Annotated in this window: 18 protein-coding genes and 1 pseudogene; 10 read left to right on the forward strand and 9 right to left on the reverse strand. The window is 50.5% G+C overall.

The annotated features are described in order from the left end of the window. The first annotated feature begins 171 nt into the window (after positions 1 to 171). The 7 genes from recA to Q0620_RS09900 all read left to right on the forward strand — a co-directional run bounded on the left by recA (position 172) and on the right by Q0620_RS09900 (position 7017). Positions 172 to 1215 carry a recombinase RecA gene (gene recA / locus Q0620_RS09870; protein WP_297897512.1) on the forward strand — a complete coding sequence of 348 codons (1044 nt, stop codon included), beginning with the start codon at positions 172 to 174 and terminating at the stop codon, positions 1213 to 1215. Continuing rightward, positions 1215 to 2465: a phosphopyruvate hydratase gene (eno, locus tag Q0620_RS09875; RefSeq protein WP_298784920.1), complete on the forward strand. Its 1251-nt coding sequence runs from the start codon at positions 1215 to 1217 to the stop codon at positions 2463 to 2465. The genes recA and eno overlap by 1 nt, the downstream gene beginning before the upstream one ends. Position 2466: 1 nt before the next feature. After that, positions 2467 to 3294 carry a hypothetical protein gene (locus Q0620_RS09880; RefSeq protein WP_298784890.1) on the forward strand — a complete coding sequence of 276 codons (828 nt, stop codon included), beginning with the start codon at positions 2467 to 2469 and terminating at the stop codon, positions 3292 to 3294. Next, complete coding sequence (locus Q0620_RS09885) at positions 3291 to 4481, forward strand: hypothetical protein (RefSeq protein WP_298784892.1); 1191 nt, start codon at positions 3291 to 3293, stop codon at positions 4479 to 4481. The genes Q0620_RS09880 and Q0620_RS09885 overlap by 4 nt, the downstream gene beginning before the upstream one ends. A gap of 9 nt (positions 4482 to 4490) precedes the next feature. Next, positions 4491 to 5120, forward strand: a complete 630-nt coding sequence (locus Q0620_RS09890; RefSeq protein ID WP_298784894.1) for an NAD(P)H-dependent oxidoreductase — start codon at positions 4491 to 4493, stop codon at positions 5118 to 5120. 329 nt (positions 5121 to 5449) lie between these two features. Next, a complete protein-coding gene (locus tag Q0620_RS09895; RefSeq protein WP_298784896.1) occupies positions 5450 to 6538 on the forward strand; it encodes a class I SAM-dependent methyltransferase in 1089 nt (362 codons plus the stop codon). After that, positions 6538 to 7017, forward strand: a complete 480-nt coding sequence (locus tag Q0620_RS09900) for a hypothetical protein (protein WP_298784898.1) — start codon at positions 6538 to 6540, stop codon at positions 7015 to 7017. The genes Q0620_RS09895 and Q0620_RS09900 overlap by 1 nt, the downstream gene beginning before the upstream one ends. 576 nt (positions 7018 to 7593) lie before the next feature. Here the strand turns inward: Q0620_RS09900 and Q0620_RS09905 are convergent. The 3 genes from Q0620_RS09905 to Q0620_RS09915 all read right to left on the reverse strand — a co-directional run bounded on the left by Q0620_RS09905 (position 7594) and on the right by Q0620_RS09915 (position 9976). Further along, complete coding sequence (locus tag Q0620_RS09905) at positions 7594 to 7902, reverse strand: hypothetical protein (protein WP_298784900.1); 309 nt, start codon at positions 7900 to 7902, stop codon at positions 7594 to 7596. A gap of 596 nt (positions 7903 to 8498) precedes the next feature. Then, a complete protein-coding gene (locus Q0620_RS09910; RefSeq protein WP_298784902.1) occupies positions 8499 to 9113 on the reverse strand; it encodes a hypothetical protein in 615 nt (204 codons plus the stop codon). 77 nt (positions 9114 to 9190) lie between these two features. Continuing rightward, on the reverse strand, positions 9191 to 9976 hold the full coding sequence (locus tag Q0620_RS09915) for a hypothetical protein (RefSeq protein ID WP_298784903.1): 786 nt from the start codon (positions 9974 to 9976) through the stop codon (positions 9191 to 9193). A gap of 100 nt (positions 9977 to 10076) precedes the next feature. On the opposite strand from Q0620_RS09915, the gene Q0620_RS09920 reads away from it, so the two are divergent. Continuing rightward, positions 10077 to 10202: a hypothetical protein gene (locus tag Q0620_RS09920; RefSeq protein WP_298784905.1), complete on the forward strand. Its 126-nt coding sequence runs from the start codon at positions 10077 to 10079 to the stop codon at positions 10200 to 10202. A 160-nt stretch (positions 10203 to 10362) separates the two neighbouring features. On the opposite strand, the gene Q0620_RS09925 is transcribed toward Q0620_RS09920, so the two are convergent. From Q0620_RS09925 to Q0620_RS09950, 6 genes and pseudogenes are all read right to left on the reverse strand, one after another. Further along, a complete protein-coding gene (locus tag Q0620_RS09925) occupies positions 10363 to 11052 on the reverse strand; it encodes a hypothetical protein (RefSeq protein ID WP_298784907.1) in 690 nt (229 codons plus the stop codon). Continuing rightward, positions 11052 to 12182 (reverse strand): hypothetical protein, encoded by a 1131-nt coding sequence (locus tag Q0620_RS09930; protein WP_298784909.1) that lies wholly within the window; start codon positions 12180 to 12182, stop codon positions 11052 to 11054. The genes Q0620_RS09925 and Q0620_RS09930 overlap by 1 nt, the downstream gene beginning before the upstream one ends. 131 nt (positions 12183 to 12313) lie before the next feature. Next, positions 12314 to 13429 carry a chorismate synthase gene (aroC, locus tag Q0620_RS09935; RefSeq protein ID WP_298784911.1) on the reverse strand — a complete coding sequence of 372 codons (1116 nt, stop codon included), beginning with the start codon at positions 13427 to 13429 and terminating at the stop codon, positions 12314 to 12316. 248 nt (positions 13430 to 13677) lie between these two features. Further along, positions 13678 to 14340: pseudogene (gene rnc / locus Q0620_RS09940) on the reverse strand (ribonuclease III); the annotation flags it as partial. Positions 14341 to 14735: 395 nt separating this feature from the next. Continuing rightward, positions 14736 to 15158, reverse strand: coding sequence for a ribonuclease HI (rnhA, locus tag Q0620_RS09945; RefSeq protein WP_298784913.1), 423 nt, complete (start codon positions 15156 to 15158; stop codon positions 14736 to 14738). After that, positions 15136 to 16161 (reverse strand): tetratricopeptide repeat protein, encoded by a 1026-nt coding sequence (locus tag Q0620_RS09950; protein WP_298784915.1) that lies wholly within the window; start codon positions 16159 to 16161, stop codon positions 15136 to 15138. Before Q0620_RS09950 ends, rnhA begins: the two co-directional genes overlap by 23 nt. Before the next feature lie 60 nt (positions 16162 to 16221). Between Q0620_RS09950 and dnaG the strand changes: the two genes are divergently transcribed. Next, positions 16222 to 18342, forward strand: a complete 2121-nt coding sequence (gene dnaG / locus Q0620_RS09955; RefSeq protein WP_298784917.1) for a DNA primase — start codon at positions 16222 to 16224, stop codon at positions 18340 to 18342. A gap of 9 nt (positions 18343 to 18351) precedes the next feature. Next, positions 18352 to 19335, forward strand: a complete 984-nt coding sequence (locus Q0620_RS09960) for an argininosuccinate synthase domain-containing protein (protein ID WP_298784919.1) — start codon at positions 18352 to 18354, stop codon at positions 19333 to 19335. The last annotated feature ends 22 nt before the right edge of the window (positions 19336 to 19357 follow it).

A 19357-nucleotide genomic window follows, 5' to 3' on the forward strand; every position in this document is an offset into this window, starting at 1 on the left:
GTGAAAACCGAGCGTGCTTAGAAGTGTAAATTTAATACTCTCCGCTTGCCGCGCAGAGCTTTTACGCTCCTTAAAAATTTCAAATTCCGATGCCGCGCCGAATTTGGGCGAATAATCAAAAATTCATTTCAAATTTGGTAAAATCAGGTGAATTTATTTTTAAGGAAAAACATGGACGAGGGAAAGAAAAAGACGCTGGATGCGGCGCTAAAATCGATCGACAAAGCTTTCGGCAAGGGCACGCTCGTGCGGCTAGGCGATAAGCAGGTCGAGCCGATAGACGCCATCTCTACGGGCTCTGTGGGGCTTGACATCGCGCTTGGCATCGGCGGCGTGCCGAAAGGGCGTATCATCGAGGTTTACGGGCCTGAGAGCTCGGGTAAGACGACGCTTACGCTTCACATCATCGCCGAGTGCCAAAAGGCGGGCGGAATTTGCGCATTCGTAGACGCCGAGCACGCGCTGGACGTCAAATACGCTTCAAATTTAGGCGTCGATACCGACAATCTCTACGTCAGCCAGCCCGACTTCGGCGAGCAGGCGCTCGACATCGTAGAAACCTTAGCAAAGAGCGGCGCGATCGATCTTATCGTCGTAGATAGCGTCGCTGCGCTCACGCCGAAAAACGAGATCGAGGGCGATATGGGCGATCAGCACGTAGGGCTTCAGGCGCGACTTATGAGCCAAGCGCTGCGTAAGCTCGCGGGCGTCGTGCATAAGATGAATACGACGGTGATCTTTATCAACCAAATCCGTATGAAGATCGGCGCGATGGGCTACGGCACGCCAGAGACAACGACCGGCGGCAATGCGCTTAAATTTTACGCTTCGGTGCGCATCGACATACGCAAGATCGCTACTTTGAAACAAAACGAAGAGAGCATCGGCAACCGCGCCAAGGTCAAGGTCGTGAAAAACAAGGTGGCGCCGCCGTTTAAGATCGCGGAATTTGACATAATGTTCGGCAAGGGCATCAGTAAGGTGGGCGAGCTGATCGATTACGGCGTCAAGCTCGACATCGTCGATAAAAGCGGTGCGTGGTTCAGCTACGGCGATACGAAGCTAGGTCAAGGTCGCGAAAACGCTAAAATTTATCTAGAGAATAACCCTGCCGTCGCTGAAGAGATCACGGCAAAGATCCGCGAGCAGATGGGTAGCGTAAATTTCAGCGCAGACGCGGACGATGAAGAAAATTTACAAAGTGGAGATGAATGATGATTTATATCGAAGATGTTTATGCGATAGAGGTGCTAGATAGCCGTGGCAACCCGACCGTGAAAGCGACCGTGGCTCTAAGCGACGGCACCGTAGCAAGCGCGATAGTCCCAAGCGGCGCAAGTACTGGCAAACGCGAGGCGCTGGAGCTTCGCGACGGGGGCGATAGATACTGCGGCAAGGGCGTGCTAAAGGCGGTAGAAAACGTAAATTCGCAGATCGCCGAAGCCGTGATCGGACTGGATGCATTTGATCAAAAGGCGCTTGATGATGAGATGAGAGAGCTTGACGGCACCGATAATTACTCAAATTTAGGCGCGAACGCCGTGCTTGGCGTATCTATGGCGGTAGCGCGCGCGGCTGCAAAAAGCCTTGACGTGCCTTTGTATCGCTACCTGGGCGGCGCGAACGCTAGCGTACTGCCGGTGCCGATGTTTAATATCATCAACGGCGGCGCGCACGCGAACAACAGCGTGGATTTTCAAGAATTTATGATTATGCCGTTTGGATTTGATAAATTTAGCGACGCATTGCGAGCGGCGAGCGAAATTTACCACACGCTAAAAGGTCTACTAAACGCGGCAGGCCATAGCACGGCAGTGGGCGACGAGGGCGGATTTGCGCCAAATTTAAACGACAACGAAGAGCCGATCAAGCTCATCATGCAAGCCATCGAAAAAGCTGGCTACAAAGCGGGCGAGCAGATCAAACTAGCTCTCGACGTCGCAGCTAGCGAGCTGTACGAAAACGGCAAATATAAGCTAGAGGGCAAGGAATTTAGCAGCGAAGAGCTGATAGAGCGATACGCGCAGCTTTGCGAGAGGTATCCGATATTTTCGATCGAAGACGGCCTAAGCGAGGACGACTGGACGGGCTGGGCGAAGCTAACTAGCAGGCTTGGCTCTAAAGTGCAGCTCGTGGGCGACGATCTATTTGTAACGAACGAGAAAATTTTGCGCGAAGGCATCGCCAAAGGTGTAGGCAACGCGATCCTAATCAAACCAAATCAAATCGGCACCGTCAGCCAAACTATGCAGACGATCCGCCTAGCGCAGCGCAAAGGCTACCGCTGCGTGATGAGCCACAGAAGCGGCGAGAGCGAGGATAGCTTTATCGCGGACTTCGCCGTCGCGATGAATACGGGCCAAATCAAAACGGGCGCGACCTCAAGAAGCGAACGCAACGCAAAATACAACCGCCTGCTTGAGATCGAGCGCGAGACGTACGAGTTTTTGGGAAATAAAATTTAAAATGTTTTTTAAAAAAAAGTCCAAGCGGGGCTTAAAAGGCGGCGCGCAGCGCACCTATGCGGACGGAGCGGATTACGCAGACACGCAAGGCAGATATTTAGACGCAGACTTTGACGAGGACGATTTTTTTGACGATGAAGAATTTTATAGCGATGAAAATTTTGGCGGAGGCTTTAGCGAGGTAGGGGCTGGCTTCCGCAAAAATCGCAACGGAACCTCACGCGGCGTAGACGAAACAGGCTCTGCCTCTGATGCCACAAGCAGCAGCTCTAATTTAAGTGGCAAAAGCTTTGCTGCAAGCGGAAACTACGAAGGCAGCGTGCAAGCAGATGCGGGCTTTTACGGCGCAGAATTTATTGGGAGTGGTGATTTAAAGAATGCAGAATTATACGCGAAAGAAAACCACTTCCCAAACGACGCGGATTTTGTGGCTCAGAGCGTAGACTACAGCTCTCAAGGCACGGGCTTTGTGGCGCAAGACATAAATTCTGCCACGCAAGGATTTTCTTTTGCGCCGCAAAATGCAGCCCCCGCCGCTAAAAAAGCTTTAAAAAAGCGTAAAAATTTAAAAGAACGGCTGAATTTTATCAATCCGTTTTCGCCGCTTAAGCAGATTTTTGCAGCTCTTGCGCTGATCGTCTGCGTCGTTTTTGCGGGCATCTTCGTGGGTGACGTGCTGTTTGGCAAACGATCGTTTGAGGTGCTGCGCCAGCTGCAAAAAGAAAAGGCGTTTTTATTCACTGACGTCGAGCGGCTAAAAGAGGAAAACGCCGAGCTACAAAAGCTTTATTTAGAGCGTCGCTCGCTCGATCCGGACCTTAAAAAATGAGAAAAATTTCTTTGCTAATTTTAGGTCTTTGCGCTTTTTTAAACGCAGAGAATTTAAATAGCGCAAATTCCAACGCTACGAAACCTAGCATCGTCGTGGTAAAAGAGCAAAATTCTACCGATTTGGCGATTAAAGGGCCAAAGACAGGTGCACAAAGCCCAAACGCTAAAAAGCAAGCTGTAATGAGACCTGAAACATCTAAAAGTCCTATCGCAGCAACGCAAAAAAGCGCCGCAGAAGCTAATTCCAGTATTAAAGCAAGCGCCGCCAAAAAAGCCGTGAGCGCACAGCTTTCGCAGACCGAAAAAAAAGCTCCTGCGCTCAAAGCGGGCATCGGTGCTCCTTCGCAAGCCATGAAAACGGAGCTGAACTCTTCTGCGCAGCCTTCAGCTGCGACGCTTCCGCCTCCTGATGAGTTACCGATCGTGCCAGAAGTAAGCGAGTCAAATTCTACGGTAGCGCAAAATTTCAAGGCGGCACAGAATTCTACAGCTCAAAATTCTACAGCTCAAAACTCCACTGCGCAACAAAACGCGCAATCTGCTCCCCAAAATTCCAATCCGGCGCAAAGCTCCGCCGCCACGCCACAAAATACTCCTGCACCTAAAAATTTTACGCAGCAAACCTTTGCGCTTCCCTCCGACGCTCTTACGATCGAAAGCCTGATCGTACGATATAGGGACGACGACGGGGTCCTGCACGAAAAGATCGTTGATGTCAATCGCTCGATTGATTGGCACGATGACTTCGTGCTAAGCGCTAGCGCCAAACCCGCGCTACATAGGGCACTGGACGTCTCGGTTACTTCGACTGATCCAAATTTACAAAAGCAGGCCTCACAAAGTGGCATCACGCCTAGCTTCGCGCCGCGCCTGGAGCTACCGCTAGAGACGCTTAAATTTGACGACGGATTAAAATTTGTCATCCGCAAAGACAGCGTGCAGCTCATCACCGCAGACGATTTCAAAAGCTCTGACGCAAACGCTTCGGGCGCGCTTGAGGCTGAGTTTTGGCGCCAAGAGATCCCGCTTAGCGGTGCGAGCTTTGCTGTAAATATCGGCGGCTTTAGCGACATCAACGTCACCAAAGAGGACGGCTACTACCGCATCGGCGTGCGCTCGCGCGAGGGCAACCTCAGCATCAGGCGCAAAGATGGCGGGTATTTGATTTACAAAAATTCTAATTAAGGAGAGACTATGACACATTTAGAGATTATGAAATTTCGCCACGCGTGCAAAATTTTTGACGAGAACAAAAAAATCGGCAAAGCCGATTTTGACGCCATTTTGCAGGCAGGCATCTTAGCACCTAGTTCTACGGGGCTAGAGCAATGGGACTTTTTGGTTGTGCAAAACAAGGCGTTGCGCGAGCAGATCCGCGAAAAATCGTGGAATCAGCCGCAGATCACCTCTTGCTCACATCTGGTCGTGATTTTAGCAAAGATCAAGGACATAAAGCTAGGAAGTCATTATATCGAGCGAATGATTACGCGTAAAAAAGATGAAGCGCCCAAATATATCGGCGACAGGCATAAATTTTATCAAGATTTTTTAAGCGGTTATTTTCACAACGACGATGAGGAGCTATTTAATTGGTCGCACGCGCAGTGCATGTTTGCAGCACTTGCGATGATGAACGAGGCCGCAAGCCGCGGTATCGACAGCTGCCCAATGGAGGGCTTTGATCGCGCAGCGCTCGGAGAGGTTTTGAATCTAAAATGGAATGAGCGTCGCGTGGCGCTACTCGTGCCTTTCGGCTACCGCGTAAATCCACAGCCGCAAAAGATCCGCCGCAGCATGGATGACGTGGTAAAGTGGATCGAATAGTCTCGCAAGCGCTTTTGAAGCGCTAAGCTTGAGGCGCAATAAATTCCAAAGTCTAGTGCGCGAAGCGGTACGCGCATTTTTTAGAAATTTACCGCGCTTTGGCCTTTTTTCTTGCCCGCAAATCTTGTGCGGCGAGATTTAAAATTTTTTAGGATCTCAAAATAAAATCTATCTCAATAAACATACAGCTGCAAAACGACTTAAATTTTAAGACGGAATTTTAAAATTTCATCGCAAAATTCTAAGATACGCGCAAATTCTTAGCGGGCGCAAGAAAAGTTAGAATTTTTTGCTAAAATTTTGCGAAATTTACATAAGCAGGATCAAAAATGAAACTTCCCAAACAGCTTTTAGCTCGTTACGCCGCGGAGCGTCAAAGCGCGGGCGAGGCGCAACGGACGGCGAATGAGATTGCCTTTGCGCCTGTAGTTTTTCAGGTAAGCAGGCTGATGAAAAAATTTGGAATTTTAAGCGCGCTTCATGAGGCACGTGACGGGCTAAGCATAGAAGAGATCGCGAAGAAGCTCTCGCTTAGCGAATACGCCGTAAAGCTGCTTTTGGAAAGTTCGCTTAGCATCGGCACGGTGCTGCTGTGCGGCGAGAAATTTCGTCTCAGTAAGGCGGGGTATTTTCTACTCACCGACGAGATGGTGGGGGTGGATATGGACTTCATCCACGACGTGTGTTACGAGGGGCTCTTTAGGCTCGAAGAGACGCTAAAATCGGGCAAACCCGAGGGGTTAAAGGTTTTTGGGCAGTGGGCTACGATCTACGAGGCGCTTTCGCATCTGCCGCCGCATGTACGCAAGAGCTGGCTCGCGTTTGATCATTTTTATTCAGATTTGGCGTTTGAGCCCGCGCTAGAGATTATTTTTTCGCGCAAGACGGATAAAATTTTAGACGTAGGCGGCAACACGGGGCGCTTTGCTAAGCGGTGCGTAGGCTACGACGAAAATGTACGCGTCACGATAATGGATCTTGCGGGGCAGATCGCGCTGATGAAAGACGCCGTTGCAGGCGCGCAGGGCGCTGAGCGCATAGAGGGGCTTGCGGCCGATCTGCTGGATCCTGCCACGCGCTTTCCGAGCGGCTTTGACGCGATCTGGCTCAGTCAGTTTTTGGACTGCTTTGCAGAGGAGCAGATCGTAAGCATCCTTGCGCGCGCGGCGGAGTCGATGAGCGAGCAGGCGCGGCTTTATATTTTGGAGCCGTTTTGGGACAGGCAGCGCTACGAAACCGCCGCGTATAGCATGACGCAGATCAGCGTATATTTTGCCGCTATGGCAAACGGCAATAGCAAAATTTATCACTCGGACGATATGATTAAATTTGCGCAGCGCGCAGGGCTTAAAATTTCTAATATTCACGACGGACTCGGCGTCGGACACACGCTGCTGTGCTGCGAAAGGACGCGCTGATGGACGCGCGAAGCCTAAGCGTGCGGCTAAATAAGCCGATTAAAATTTTACTAGTGCTACTTGGAATCGGAATTTTGGCAAATGTGGCGATGGAATTTTATGCGGAGAAAAAACGCGGCGAGCTAGAGCGAAATTTCTGCGAAAGCAAACAGGTGCGAGATGCGCTAGCGCGGATAAACGAGGGCGCGCCGCGTAGGATCGACGATGCTACGATTTTAAAAGGCGCCGCATGCGAAGAGGGTAGCTTCATATACGATTACGCGCTAAATAGTTCGCCGAATTTAGACCTCAGCGCACTGGATGCGGGCGATGCGGAAATTTTAAAAGAGATGCTGTTTGCCAAGGCGAAGGTCAGCTTTTGCAGCACGGATTTTTCGCGGCGCCTGCGGGAGCTTGGCAAAGCGATGGTGTTAAATTACGAAATAAAGGGCTTGCCGCCAATACAGCTAAAGCTTGATAAAAATAGCTGCGCGCGGTGAATTGTAAAACCCAAGCGAGGCATTTGATTAGCCGCGTTTTGTGTGGCGGCGCGTTGGCGGCTGGTGCCTCTGTAAGCTCGCAAGTGAGCGTATGCTTTACGCAGAATTTTATTGCGAGCAGGTCGAGAACGAAATTTAACAAGACTTTATCGCCGCAGGCACAGTGTAGTAATAAATCATAAAATTCTGACTCAAAATCTACGATGCTGTTTCAAATAAAATTCCGCGCAAATTATAGAATTTCGCGTTAAAGCTTTATGCGGTATTTGCGTTGCTACACAGATATAATTCCGCGTGAAATAGTAAAATTTTAATGAAAAACGCCACTGGCAGAACCTAACGCATTAGATCGCGGCTCAAAAAGGACTCGCGCGTTTTAGCGCTTTGTGATGGCGAAATACACGCTGATATTCGCCATGCTATACGCAGCGGCGCTGTAAAAGCTAAGCAGAAATTTTAGCATGTTGCTTTTGCACAGGCGAAATCGAAAGCGAAGCGGATAAATTTTAAACGGATGCTGCGCGGGCGAGCAGGCAAAGGCTCACGCCGCGCTAAATTTTAAATCCCGCGCAAGCCCTACTTGCAGTCGCTAGGCTTAAATTCTACTCTTATAAATTCTTCGCCACTTTTTATCTTATAGCTCCATATCGCGCTGTTTATTAGCGGACGCATTACCTTCATCTGGTTACAAAAAATTTGCTTATTTTGGCTATCTATGACATTTTGTATCACGGTTTTTTGATCATTTCCGACACTGTCAAATTTCATCCCCATGCCGTCATTTAGCTCGTAGTTATAGATGAAGCTGCCATCTTTGCACTCGGCGCCCGTTAACGTCGTAATCTCGTCGACTCGCATCGGCGCACTCTTATTGATACCTTCCATAGCCACTTTGAGCTGGACATTAATCGCAGCTTGGTGCCGCAAAAAGCGCCGCGAAAGCAAACGGAAGCAATAAAAACTTTTTCATAATTCTCTCCTTAAAAAATTTAGTAATGACATAAAAATTAATATTAATCGGTGCTTTAAATTTAGATCGAATTTTTGGTACTGCAAATATGGAATTTTATGCAAGTGCAGCAGCGAACGCGAAAAGTTTATTTGCGGAGATTAGCCCTAAAAAACGGAATTAGGCGGTATGTCAAGGTGAGGAATTTATCGGCTCGCCGCACTTAAATACGAACTGCTGAGTTAAATTTCATAACGTGATTTTTACGGAATTTACCCAGCTTGCGGAATTAAATTTGATGCCTAGAGCGCTGGCAAACTAGGTATCAAAAATCCGATGCCCCAAATGAGTAAATACCCGCAAGAAAGCGCGTCTATGGGAGCTTTAAAGCCATGCTAATTATATCGCAGAGCTTAGGCGCAACGATCCGCAAGTGCGTGTCGTAAGATCGCCGCGACAAATTTTACCACAAGACGGCAGGCAAAAATAATCGACCAGATGCCGCTTACCATGCACAAAGGCGCAAGCGCGATTAGTTGTCGTTGATTACGTCCAAAATCTCTCTAGCGTGCACGGCGTAATCATTCGCCATCGATTTTTGAAAGATCCCGCCGATCTGCGCGTATGAGCCCTGACCGCCACCGAAAAACTCCTCCTCGCCGTAGTTGCGCTCGTTTACGGCGATATTTTGGTTGTAGATCGGCTTTCCGTTTTTAAACATTTTTAGGCGTAGATTGTAGCGTACGAAGGGCTTTGCCGAAACGTCGATGCCGTCGGAGCTGTAAAAGCCAAAGCCGAATGAGCTAAGCTCGGGTGCGATGACGAGCCCTTTGCCTTGCAGCGCTTTTTCGTCGTCGGTGACGCTCACGCGCCTTAGGTAGGTGTCGAAGAAGCGCTTTGCCTCGCCTGCGACGAACTCGCCGACGTCGATTTTAAGCTCATCGTCTCTGCCTAGCTTCGAGCTTGCGACGTAGCTTTTTGTCCCCATTAGCTCGCCAGGGACGTAAATGAGCGCACTTTGCATGGCGTTGGTCGCGCTTATAGTGTCGTCAAACGGTGCCACATCGGCGTTTTGATTAAACTGCGCTTCATATGCGCAACCGCTAAAAAGCGCGCAAACTATTGCGGCTAGAAAGAAATTTTTCATTGTTTGCTCCATGTAAAAATTTTTGTAATTCTACCCCGCGGGTCTAAATTTTACGCTGAAACGGACGGAATCGCTCTTTAATCCAAGCTAAAAAATCGCCTAAGCTTTCGCTTAAACGTGTCTTTTGGAATTTGCGTATCGCCGAAATCATCGCTCCAAATTTCGTTTTTATCAGTGAAATAGGTAAAATTTTGCCAATGCGGGATAAAATTTGTTTTCTGCTCCACGGTTATATTTTTGTCTTTGCAATACTGCAAAATTTCATCCAGTTCGCGCTTTGAGTAGATGTTTATCAAAAAATAGTTGCGATTTTTAAATTTAATCACGACATTTTTATTTAGCAAACTTAGCGGCTCTTTGTTTTTAATCAACATAAAAATTTTAAACGGCAAAACAAGCAAGATAAAATTTATCGTATAGTATAAAAACAGCGCCAGTTTGCCGATATGCACTCCAATAGATGATTTTTTATAAAGCTCGTAGGAGGTAAAGTAGTGAAATCTACCGAAGCTATCTATGAGCTCGGATACGATGCAGAAGTTTATCTTATCGGCATTTGAAGCATCGATACATTTATTGCGCTCTGAATCGTGCGCAAATTCGTAAGAGATTTTATCGTTAAAAAACTCAAAATATGAAATTTTACGCCTGCACTTTACATACCATTGTATTTGTGCGATAAATAAAACTGCGGCTATAAGGAGCAGGAACGAATCTTTGTTGTTAAATTTTAAGAGATCGATGACCGCAGTGTCGGATATATACAGAGTGCAAAAAGATATTAAGGCGATAAATAGGCTATTTGCTTGGAAGTAAACTGCTCTATCTATGATTTTGATCGGCTCTTTGTCGTAATCCCTCATAAAATTCCTTTTTGGTATGGTTTTCGTATTTTATCACCGCCTCGCTTTCGACGCGTTTAAGAGCGCAGGATATTTGCATAGGCGCTTGCGGCGAGGCGAGTTGCGACAAGCCGTGGTTATCTCAGTCAAGCAGACACTAGCAACTCATCTGAAGCTGCTTAGAGGATTGCTTCGGGTGCCGAGCGATCTAATCTGCGACTGCTTAGAGGACTACTGCGAGTACTGAGCGATCTCATCTACGACTACCGCGGACAGAATTTTGCTCGAAATCCAGCCCCAATCTCGCCGTAAAATACTCGCGCAGTATCCGCCTTTGCGCTTCGTTTACGTTTAGCTTTATCCAGACATCCAGCGGGTCTAAATTTTACGCTGAAAACCGAAAAATTTCACGCCTTAATGTCGTAGCTGAAATTTTTCAAAAAATATATACGTAAAGCTTCGCACTCGGCGCGGCTAGGACGGATGCAAAAAAATACCGCCGAGCCCGTATCGTCCTTGCCGCGCAGTAGCAGGCAGTCGCGCAGTCGTAGCCCCGCTCGTCCATCTAGCCTTCGCGCGACGACGAGCTTTGAAGCGATCAAAATCGCAAAAATGCCCGCCGCTGCATAGATCGCAGCTTCGGCAAAGTCAAATTTGATCGTCAAAAACACGCCCGCGACGTATACGAAAAGAAGCAAGAATTTTAAAATTTCTTGTAGTTTCAAAAACCGTTCGTAGCTTAGAAACGGCACGCGAAACGTCCGCACGAAGCCGAACGACGGCTCTATCAGATCGACGCATCCAAGCATAAGATCGTATTTGTCTAGCCCTCTGCGAAAGGATATTTTAAGCTCGTCAAATTCCACGCGCGCCGCCTCTTTGCTACCGCTTCGCAGATAAAGTAACGCTAAAAACATAAAAACGATCGTCAGGCTGGGCTTGGCTCGCTGCGAGCGTAGCGGGCTGTCCGTGTAAAACAGCTCCCCCGATCCGCCGATGTCCAAAGAGATAAAAATGCAAAAAAACGCAAGGATAGAGGCGGAGAAAATTCTATAAAACGTATCGTCGCAGATGAGGCTGAATTCGGGCTTTTGCATTAGTTTTTATATAGCGGCGCGTCGGTGATTTTAAATCTAAATTTATTGCCCGCGCCGATAAATTTCACGAAGCTCGCTACGTCAAATCCCTGCTGCGGCGCGCTTAGCGGCGGTCTAGCAAGGATCTCGAAGCTTAGGCCTGCGTAGTTGAAAAACTTGCCGCAGCGCCCAAAGCCGCGCCTGCCGTAGAATTCTATGCGGCGCAGGCGCTGCGCAAGGTTGGGCGCGTCCTCGTGCGGCGGCTCGACGTCAAGGACGATTTGCGCGCGCGGATTTTGCTCGGAGATGAGCGCGAGTAGCCTTGAGCCGATCCCCAGCCCGCGAAATTTCGCATCGATGCCGAGGTAGGCCACGTAAAAAATCCCGCCATCCCCGCCGCTTGAAATTTCGCTCTCATCGCGACGCGAAATTTTGCTTTCATCGCGACGCGAAATCCCGCTCTCATCGTAGCACAAAATCTTTCCCTTTGCGGCATCGGATGAAATTTCTCTCTCCGTAGCGCTCGGTGAAATTTCGCCGTGCACGCTCACATTTGAAATTTTATCTGTCGCGACACCGCGGCATAGTATTTCTCCCGCACTCGCCTGCTTTAAATCGTCGTCCGCACGTTTTATATTTTCGCTCGCTAGCCATTGATCCGCGCCCGCGCCCAAAACCCCGTCGCTAGCGCTTAAATCTGAAATTTCATTGCTCGTAACGTAGTTTGAAATTTCGTCGCTCGCAGTACCGAAAGATCCCGCATCGCAAGCGAATTCCACGCCGCTATGGGCCTTGGATCTTAAAATTTTATCCGCATTTAGGCGAGGCGGCGGCTGTTTGTGGTGCAAAACCGCGTGCTTGTAGGTTTGCTCGGTCCTATAGACGAAAAATCCAACGAGCTCTTCGCCGCTTAAATTTGGCGCCGCCGCGTTTGAATTTTCGCCTGTCGCCGCGCGATGTTTATTTGCCGCTCCGCTAGCGCTTAGGGCGCCAAAATCCTCGAAAATCGCCGCGATTTCAAGCTGTCCTTTGCGCGACATTTTTAAGAAATTTTTTATGCTGATACGCTCAATTTCGGGGAACGCCGCGACGTTGATCGCCTCTATGCGCGCGATCAGCGCCGAGTCCTCGCCGATACGCTCAAGTCTCATTTTGCCTCCTTGTCGCGATAGGCCTACCGCGTAAATTTAAAATTTGCCCGCCTAGCTCGCGGGAATTTCATCGCTCGGCCCTTGAAATTTCATTAAATTTCGCAAAATTTCGCCGCACCGCTCGTCTAAATTTAATCCTCGCTGTAAATTCGCTTTAAATTCCCCAGCGTCGCGCTCGCGTTTAGCAGCAGCGCATCGGCGATCGCCAGCCGCGCCATTGCGGTAGCTACGACGCTGCCGCGCACGGCGATACACGGATCGTGCCGCCCGCGCAGCTCGCAGACCGTATCCGCGCCGCACACGTCCACGCTATGCTGCGCCATGAAAATGCTCGGAGTGGGCTTAAAATGCGTCACAATCTCGATAGGTGCGCCGCTACTTATGCCGCCCAAAATTCCGCCTGCGTTGTTACTTGCGAAATTTGCGCCGATCTTGCCGCCGTTGGTGCGGATCGCATCCTTGCTAGCGCGCATAAAATCGTTGTTTTCGCTGCCTTTTAGCGTGCTCGCTTTCACTCCGGCGCCGATCTGCACGGCCTTTACGCCGTTTATGCCCATCAGCGCGCCCGCAAGCGCCGCATCGAGCTTACCATACAGCGGCTCGCCGAGCCCAGCAGGCACGCCCGTAACGCGAGTTAGCACGCAACCGCCGATACTATCGCCCGCATTTTTGACGCTTAGAATTAGCTCCTTCTGCGCGCCCTCCACAGCGGGATCGAGCGCGAAAATTTCGCTGTTTTGCACAAAGTCGAAGTCTAAATTTCCCGCGTAAATTTCGCCCACGCCGTAAATTCCACTTTTTACGGAAATTTTAAAGTGATCCAGCAAGATTTGCGCAAACGCTCCCGCAGCCACGCGCACGGCGGTTTCGCGCGCGCTTGCTCGCCCGCCGCCTCGGTAATCGCGCAGTCCGTATTTGGCAAAATACGAAAAATCGGCGTGTGCGGGGCGGAAAATATCCTTGAGATTTTCGTAGTCCTTCGAGTGCTGGTTTGCGTTGCGGATGATAAATCCGATCGGCGCGCCGGTGCTGCGACCGTCAAAAATTCCGCTTAAAATTTCGATCTCATCGGATTCCTTGCGCGGCGTAGCGTATTTGCCGCCCGGTTTGCGGCGGTCAAGCTCGCTTTGTATATTTGAAATCTCGATTTCCACGCCCGACGGGAAGCCATCCAAAACGCCGCCGATCGCCGCGCCGTGGCTCTCGCCGAAGGTGCTAAGGCGCAATCTCTCGCCGAAAGTATTCATAGCGCGCCTCCTTGATCGCTATCGCATCCGTTTTGTTCGGCGTTTTTGTTTCGCTCATTGCTTTTTTTAGCGTTCGGCGTACCGCCTGATGCGCCGGCGCGGTCGCTCTTTTTGCCACTCCGCGCCCGTCCGTCGTCGCCACCTCGTGAGCCTTTTTCGCTGTCCTGAGCGCAGTTCGCGCCGTTTTGTACGTCGCCGCATGCTGTTTGCTTGCCATTTTGCGCGCTAGTGCTGTGCGAGGCACCATTTTGTAAAAGCTCTATCGCGATTTGCGCGCATTTTTGCTCGGCTTCTTTTTTGCTAGCTCCCACGGCGGAGGAGAGCTGCTTGCCGCCTACGAGCGCCGCCATTTCGAAGCTTTTTTTGTGATCGGGGCCGCTCGAGCCTAAAAGGATATATTCGGGCGTGACGCCGAATTTTGCCTGCGTGAGCTCTTGCAGCGCGGTTTTGTAGTCTCGCACGAGCTCGTTAAAGCTGATGTGCGGATAGAGGATTTCTAAGATTGTAGTCGCGATGCGGGCGGTGTTTTGTAGCCCACTCTCGAGATAGACGGCGCCCATTATCGCCTCAAACGCGTCCGAAAGCAGCGATGGTTTCTCGCGCCCGCCGTTGCGCTCCTCGGACAGCGACATATTCAGGTTCTCGCCGATGCCCAAAAATTTTGCAAATTTAGAAAAGCTGCTTTCGTTCACGAGTGCGGCGCGCAGCTTGCTCAGATCGCCCTCGTCGCTACTAAATTTTTTGAAAAGATACTCGCCCACGATCAGATCCATCACCGCATCGCCTAAAAATTCCAGCCTCTCGTTGTTGTGTCCGTTTTTGGCGCTTTTGTGCGTAAGAGCGATCTTAAGGTGGGTTAAATTTTTAAATTTATAGCCCAGTTTTTCTTGTAATTTTTCTAAATTTTGCATATTAACCCTTTTTATAAAATTCTACGAAATCCGCGGCAGCTCGCACGCAAACGACATCTGGCGCGAACAAACCCTGCACAAGCGAAACGAACGCGAGCGCAGCCCGCGCTAAATTTGTATTAACGCCGAATGAAACGCGCTAGCGTCGATCTGCGACGAATAAAATTTAAACGTACTCGCTAATTCTAACGCAAACCGCGCTGAAGCTTGCTTACCGCACATATAATCCTCGCCAAAAACACGCTTGCCCCTAAATACAAGAGCCCGATTACGTGAACGAATGCACAAAAACCGGCTTCGGGCGATAAAATTTACGCCGAAGCGGCTCTGCGTGCAAAGTAAACGCGGGCAAATCCATGCCTAATCCACGCAACCGCAAGCTTCGCCGTAGAATTTTAGCCCTTTATCGCTTCTGCGGCCGCGCGAGCCATAGCGTCGCACTCCTCGTTTTGCGGATGACCCGCATGTCCCTTGACCCACGAGGCCTTGATCTCGTGAGGCGCCGCCGCCGCAAGGTATCTGCGCCACAGATCCGCGTTTTTCTTGCCCTTAAAATCAGTAGCGACCCACTTTGCAAGCCAGGAATTTATCGCCTTGACAACATACTCGCTATCGGTAAAAAGCTCGACGCGGCAAGGCTGCTTAAGCGCGCTAAGCCCCATTATAACGGCGGTTAGCTCCATTTGATTATTCGTCGTCATCGCCTCTGCGCCGCTTGCCTTTTTTATCGCGTCGCCGTATTGCAGTATGTAAGCCCAGCCGCCCGCTCCAGGGTTTCCGAGGCAGCTGCCGTCGCTAAAAAGTTTGACCGATTTCACCGGTTTTCTCCGCAATTTGTGCTCTAATTTCCATGCTGCCTAGCTCGTAGCAGACCGGACAGCGGTGCGAGAAGAGCCCTACCGAGCTTTTGCACTTCGCGCAGGTGTAGCTAAAGCTAAGCCCCGCGTCCTCAAAGCCCGCGTCTTTCATAGCCATAAGCGCGTTGATCTCAAAAATTTTACTCGCGCTCTGCGGCTTTTGATCGCTTTTTCCAAGCGCGTAAAAAAGCGCGTTGTACTCCGCATCCTGCGTATTTACCGCCGCAGGGAAATCATAGATCAGATCGATTGCCTGCTCGATCGGCGGGAAGCGGTCAAAGCCCTCCATAGGCTCTTTGTTTTTGATAAAAAGCTCCATGCAGAACCGCCCTGCGCCTTTGAAGTTTAGCTTTGAAATTTTAGCGATCTTCTTGCTAAACGGCGTATTGGCGTCGTTTGCGATAATTTGCGCGCGCTCAAACTGGCTTTGAGCATATACTTCGGCGTCCTGTTCGCGCAGCGCGTCAAGCACCTCAAGCGCCTCATTAAAGCGCTTCAGCCGCTCATAAATCACCGTAAGATGCGTAAGAGCCTCTTTGTTTCTGGGGCGCAGCTTCAGTGCCTGCAAAAACACCTCTTCGGCACGCCCTAAAAAGCCCGCTTTGAAATATACGATACCGAGATTAGTGAGGATAAACTCCCTCTGCACGCCGCCGCTAGCCTTGCCCAGCGCGATTAGATAAATTTCTATCGCGCGCTCGAAGTCGCCGCTTTTTACGAAAGAGCTAGCCAAAATTCCAAGCGTCGGGATGTCTATTTGCGGGCTTGCCAAAAGCTGTCTGTGCTCCGAGCTAAGCGCGTCTAGGGTGTCAAACTTTTTGATGAAATTCTCTAGGCTCTGCCTCTCGTTTTTTTTAGAAAAAACTCCCCAGATGTAGCTTAGAATCGACACTAGCAAGATTATGCTTATCAGCATGATAAGCCCGAAAATCGGGTCGCGATCGTCTAAGAAAAAATTATCCAAATCAAACCTCGTCGCAAAAATAAAGGGCAATTATAGCAAAGTGCGGGTATAATTTCGCTTATGATTAAAAACGAAAGCATAGAAAATCTGCTGGCTACCGTAGATATCGTAGATGTCTTAGAAAAATATGTCCCGCTTAAGCGCAGCGGCGCAAATTTCGTGGGCGTCTGCCCCTTCCACGACGATTCGCATCCGAGTATGAGCGTGAGCTCCAAGCTTGGAATTTTTCACTGCTTTTCGTGCAAAGCAGGCGGCAACGCGATTAAATTTATCCAAGATTATGAAAAGATAAGCTTTCCAGAAGCGGTCGAAAAGCTTGCGGGGATGTATAATTTCGCGCTGCAATACACCGGCGCTAAAGTCCAGGAGCGCAGCGAAGAGAAGAAGGTGCTCGGGATTTTAAACGCTTATTATCAAAGCTGCCTTTACCAAAATCCTGCCGCCGTGAAATACCTGCACGATCGCGGCCTAAGCGATCAGAGCATTCGCAAATTCGGCCTTGGCTACGCTGGAGCTAGCGCGCAGACGATCAGGGTTTTGCAAAACGAAGAAATTCCACCGCAAGATGCGCTAAATGCGGGCGCGGTGAAGCAAAACGAGCGCGGGCTCTACGCTAGCTTCATCGAGCGCATTACCTTTCCGATCTACAACCACGCAAGCAAGCTCGTGGGCTTCGGCGGCCGCACGATAAGCGACAACCCCGCCAAATACGTCAATTCGCCGCAGTGCGCGCTGTTTGATAAATCTAAAATTTTCTACGCATTTGACCTTGCGAAAAAAAGCGCGATCGCCAAAAAAACCCTCATCATCACCGAGGGTTACATGGACGTCATCATGCTGCACCAAGCGGGCATCGACAACGCCGTAGCGGTGCTCGGCACGGCGCTGACGTCCGCTCATCTGCCTCTTATAAAGCGTGCGGAGCTTAACGTCGTGCTTAGCTTCGACGGCGATGCCGCGGGCATCAATGCGGCGATAAAATCAGCGCGGCTTTTGTGCCTAAATAAGATCGACTCAAGCGTCGCTATAATCGGCGGAGGCGCCGATCCTGCGGATATGATAGTCGCGGGCAAGGTGCGCGAGCTAGAGCAAATTTATGCTAGCGGCATGGAGAGCGGGGAGTTTCTGATCCGAAGAATCGCTAAAAAATATGACCTCGCCCGACCCGTGCAAAAAGAAGCGGCGTTAAATGAGATCAAAGAATTTACCGCAGCGCTCGGCCCCGTGCTAGCCGAGTCCTACCAGAGCTTAGTGGCGCAAATTTTAAACGTCTCGCCCGGCTCGTTTAATCTCTCTAGCGGCGGTAAAAATTTCGGCGCGGGCTTTGAGGGGCGAAATTTTAACGAGGGCGAGAGCTTCGGCTCTCGCGATTTGGGCTCTTACGGAGGGCACGACGCAGACGGCGGGAGCTTAAACGGCGGAAATTTTATTCGCACGCAAAACACGGCGCGCTATGAAAGCTCTGCGCCGCCTGCCGCTTCGACGAGGCTCGAGCGGACGCTACTGCGCCGCAAGGAGATCGCGGAGCTTCAGATCATAAAATCGATGCTGCTCGATGGCGAGATGGCACAGCTCGGGCTCAGTTGCTTGGAGCGGCGCGATTTTCGTATGCACGGCGATATTTTCGAGGCGTTTTTGGCTTTCGCTCGCAGCGGCGAGAATTTTAAAAATTTCATCGCGGGCGAGGACGGCAATGCGAATGGTAGCGCTTTCGAAAATTTTATTGCAGACGGCGCTGGAGAAAATTTTAACCGTAGCGAGAGCGTAAATTTAAAAGGCGGCGAGAGCCCTAGCGAGCAAAATTTTATCGGGCAAGACTCTGCGGGCGTCGTAAATTTAAAAGGCTCCTCCGCGCAGCAGGGTGCAAATAACGGCGAGAGATGGAGCTCAAACAGCGGCGCAAATCAAGGCGAAAAGAAAGCCGCCGCTCAAAATGTTCAAAGCGCTCAAAATAGCCAAAATGTTCAAAACGCTGAAACCGAAGCCTGCGAAAATCTGCGCGCGCTTGCGCTGGACGATGAAATTTTGCCGATCGGCGGCGCGGCGCTTTTTAACGACGCGTGCAAAATTTTACGCCGCAACGCCCTGCAAGATCTGATGCAAAAGCTCAAAAACTCCGACGCGCCCGACAAGATCGAGCGGATCTTGGAGTATCAAAAAAAGATCAACCAACTCAAGTAAAGGAACGAAATGAAGGCATTGGCGCTCTTTAGCGGCGGGCTTGACTCCATGCTCGCGGTCAAACTCATCGTCTCGCAAGGCATCGAGGTGCTCGCGCTGAATATGGATATCGGATTTAGCGGCAAGGACGACAAGAGCGAGATCATGCGCCGTAGAGCCGCAGCCGCGGGGGCGGATTTTAAAAGCGTCGATATCAGAAGCGAATATCTGCGGCAGGTGCTTTTCGAGCCCAAATACGGCTACGGCAAGCACTTCAACCCCTGCATCGACTGCCACGGATATATGTTTAAGACTGCGCTTGCGATGCTGCAAAGCGAAGGGGCGAGCTTCATCATCACGGGCGAGGTGCTCGGACAGCGCCCGATGAGCCAACGCGCGCAGGCTCTAGCTCAGGTCGGTGGGCTTAGCGGCGATGAGGAGGGGCTGATCCTACGCCCGCTGTGCGCGAAACTGCTGCCGCCCACGACGCCCGAGATCAGGGGCTGGGTCGATAGGGGCGCGCTGCTTGACATCAGCGGGCGCGGGCGCACTAAGCAGATGCAGCTCGCGGCGGAGTTTGGTTTTGAGGATTACGAAACGCCGGCAGGAGGCTGTCTACTGACCGTGCAGAGCTTCAGCGAGCGGATCAAGGATGCGGTAAAATTTGAAAAGATCGAAACGCCCGCGGACGCTGAAATTTTAAAATTTGGACGCCATCTGCGCCTGCCGGGCGGCGCCAAGCTCATAATCGGACGCGACGAGAGCGATAACAAAAAGCTTGCCGCCGTGCAAAATCCAAAATTTAGCGAGATAAAATTTAAAGATGACGTCGTGGGCGCGCTAAGCCTGCTAAGCAGGGGCGCGAGCGAGGCGGATAGAGAGCTTGCGGCGAGGCTGGCGCTAACATACGCCAAAACGGACGCCGCGCGCAGCTACGCCCTGCTCATAGAGGGCGGCGAGCTGAGCGCAAGCCCATTTGAGAGTAAGGATGCCGCCCGCGAGTATTTTGTGTAGAATTAAATTTTAAGAGCAAAAT

The organism is uncultured Campylobacter sp., assembly GCF_938017615.1.
Taxonomy (GTDB): domain Bacteria; phylum Campylobacterota; class Campylobacteria; order Campylobacterales; family Campylobacteraceae; genus Campylobacter_B.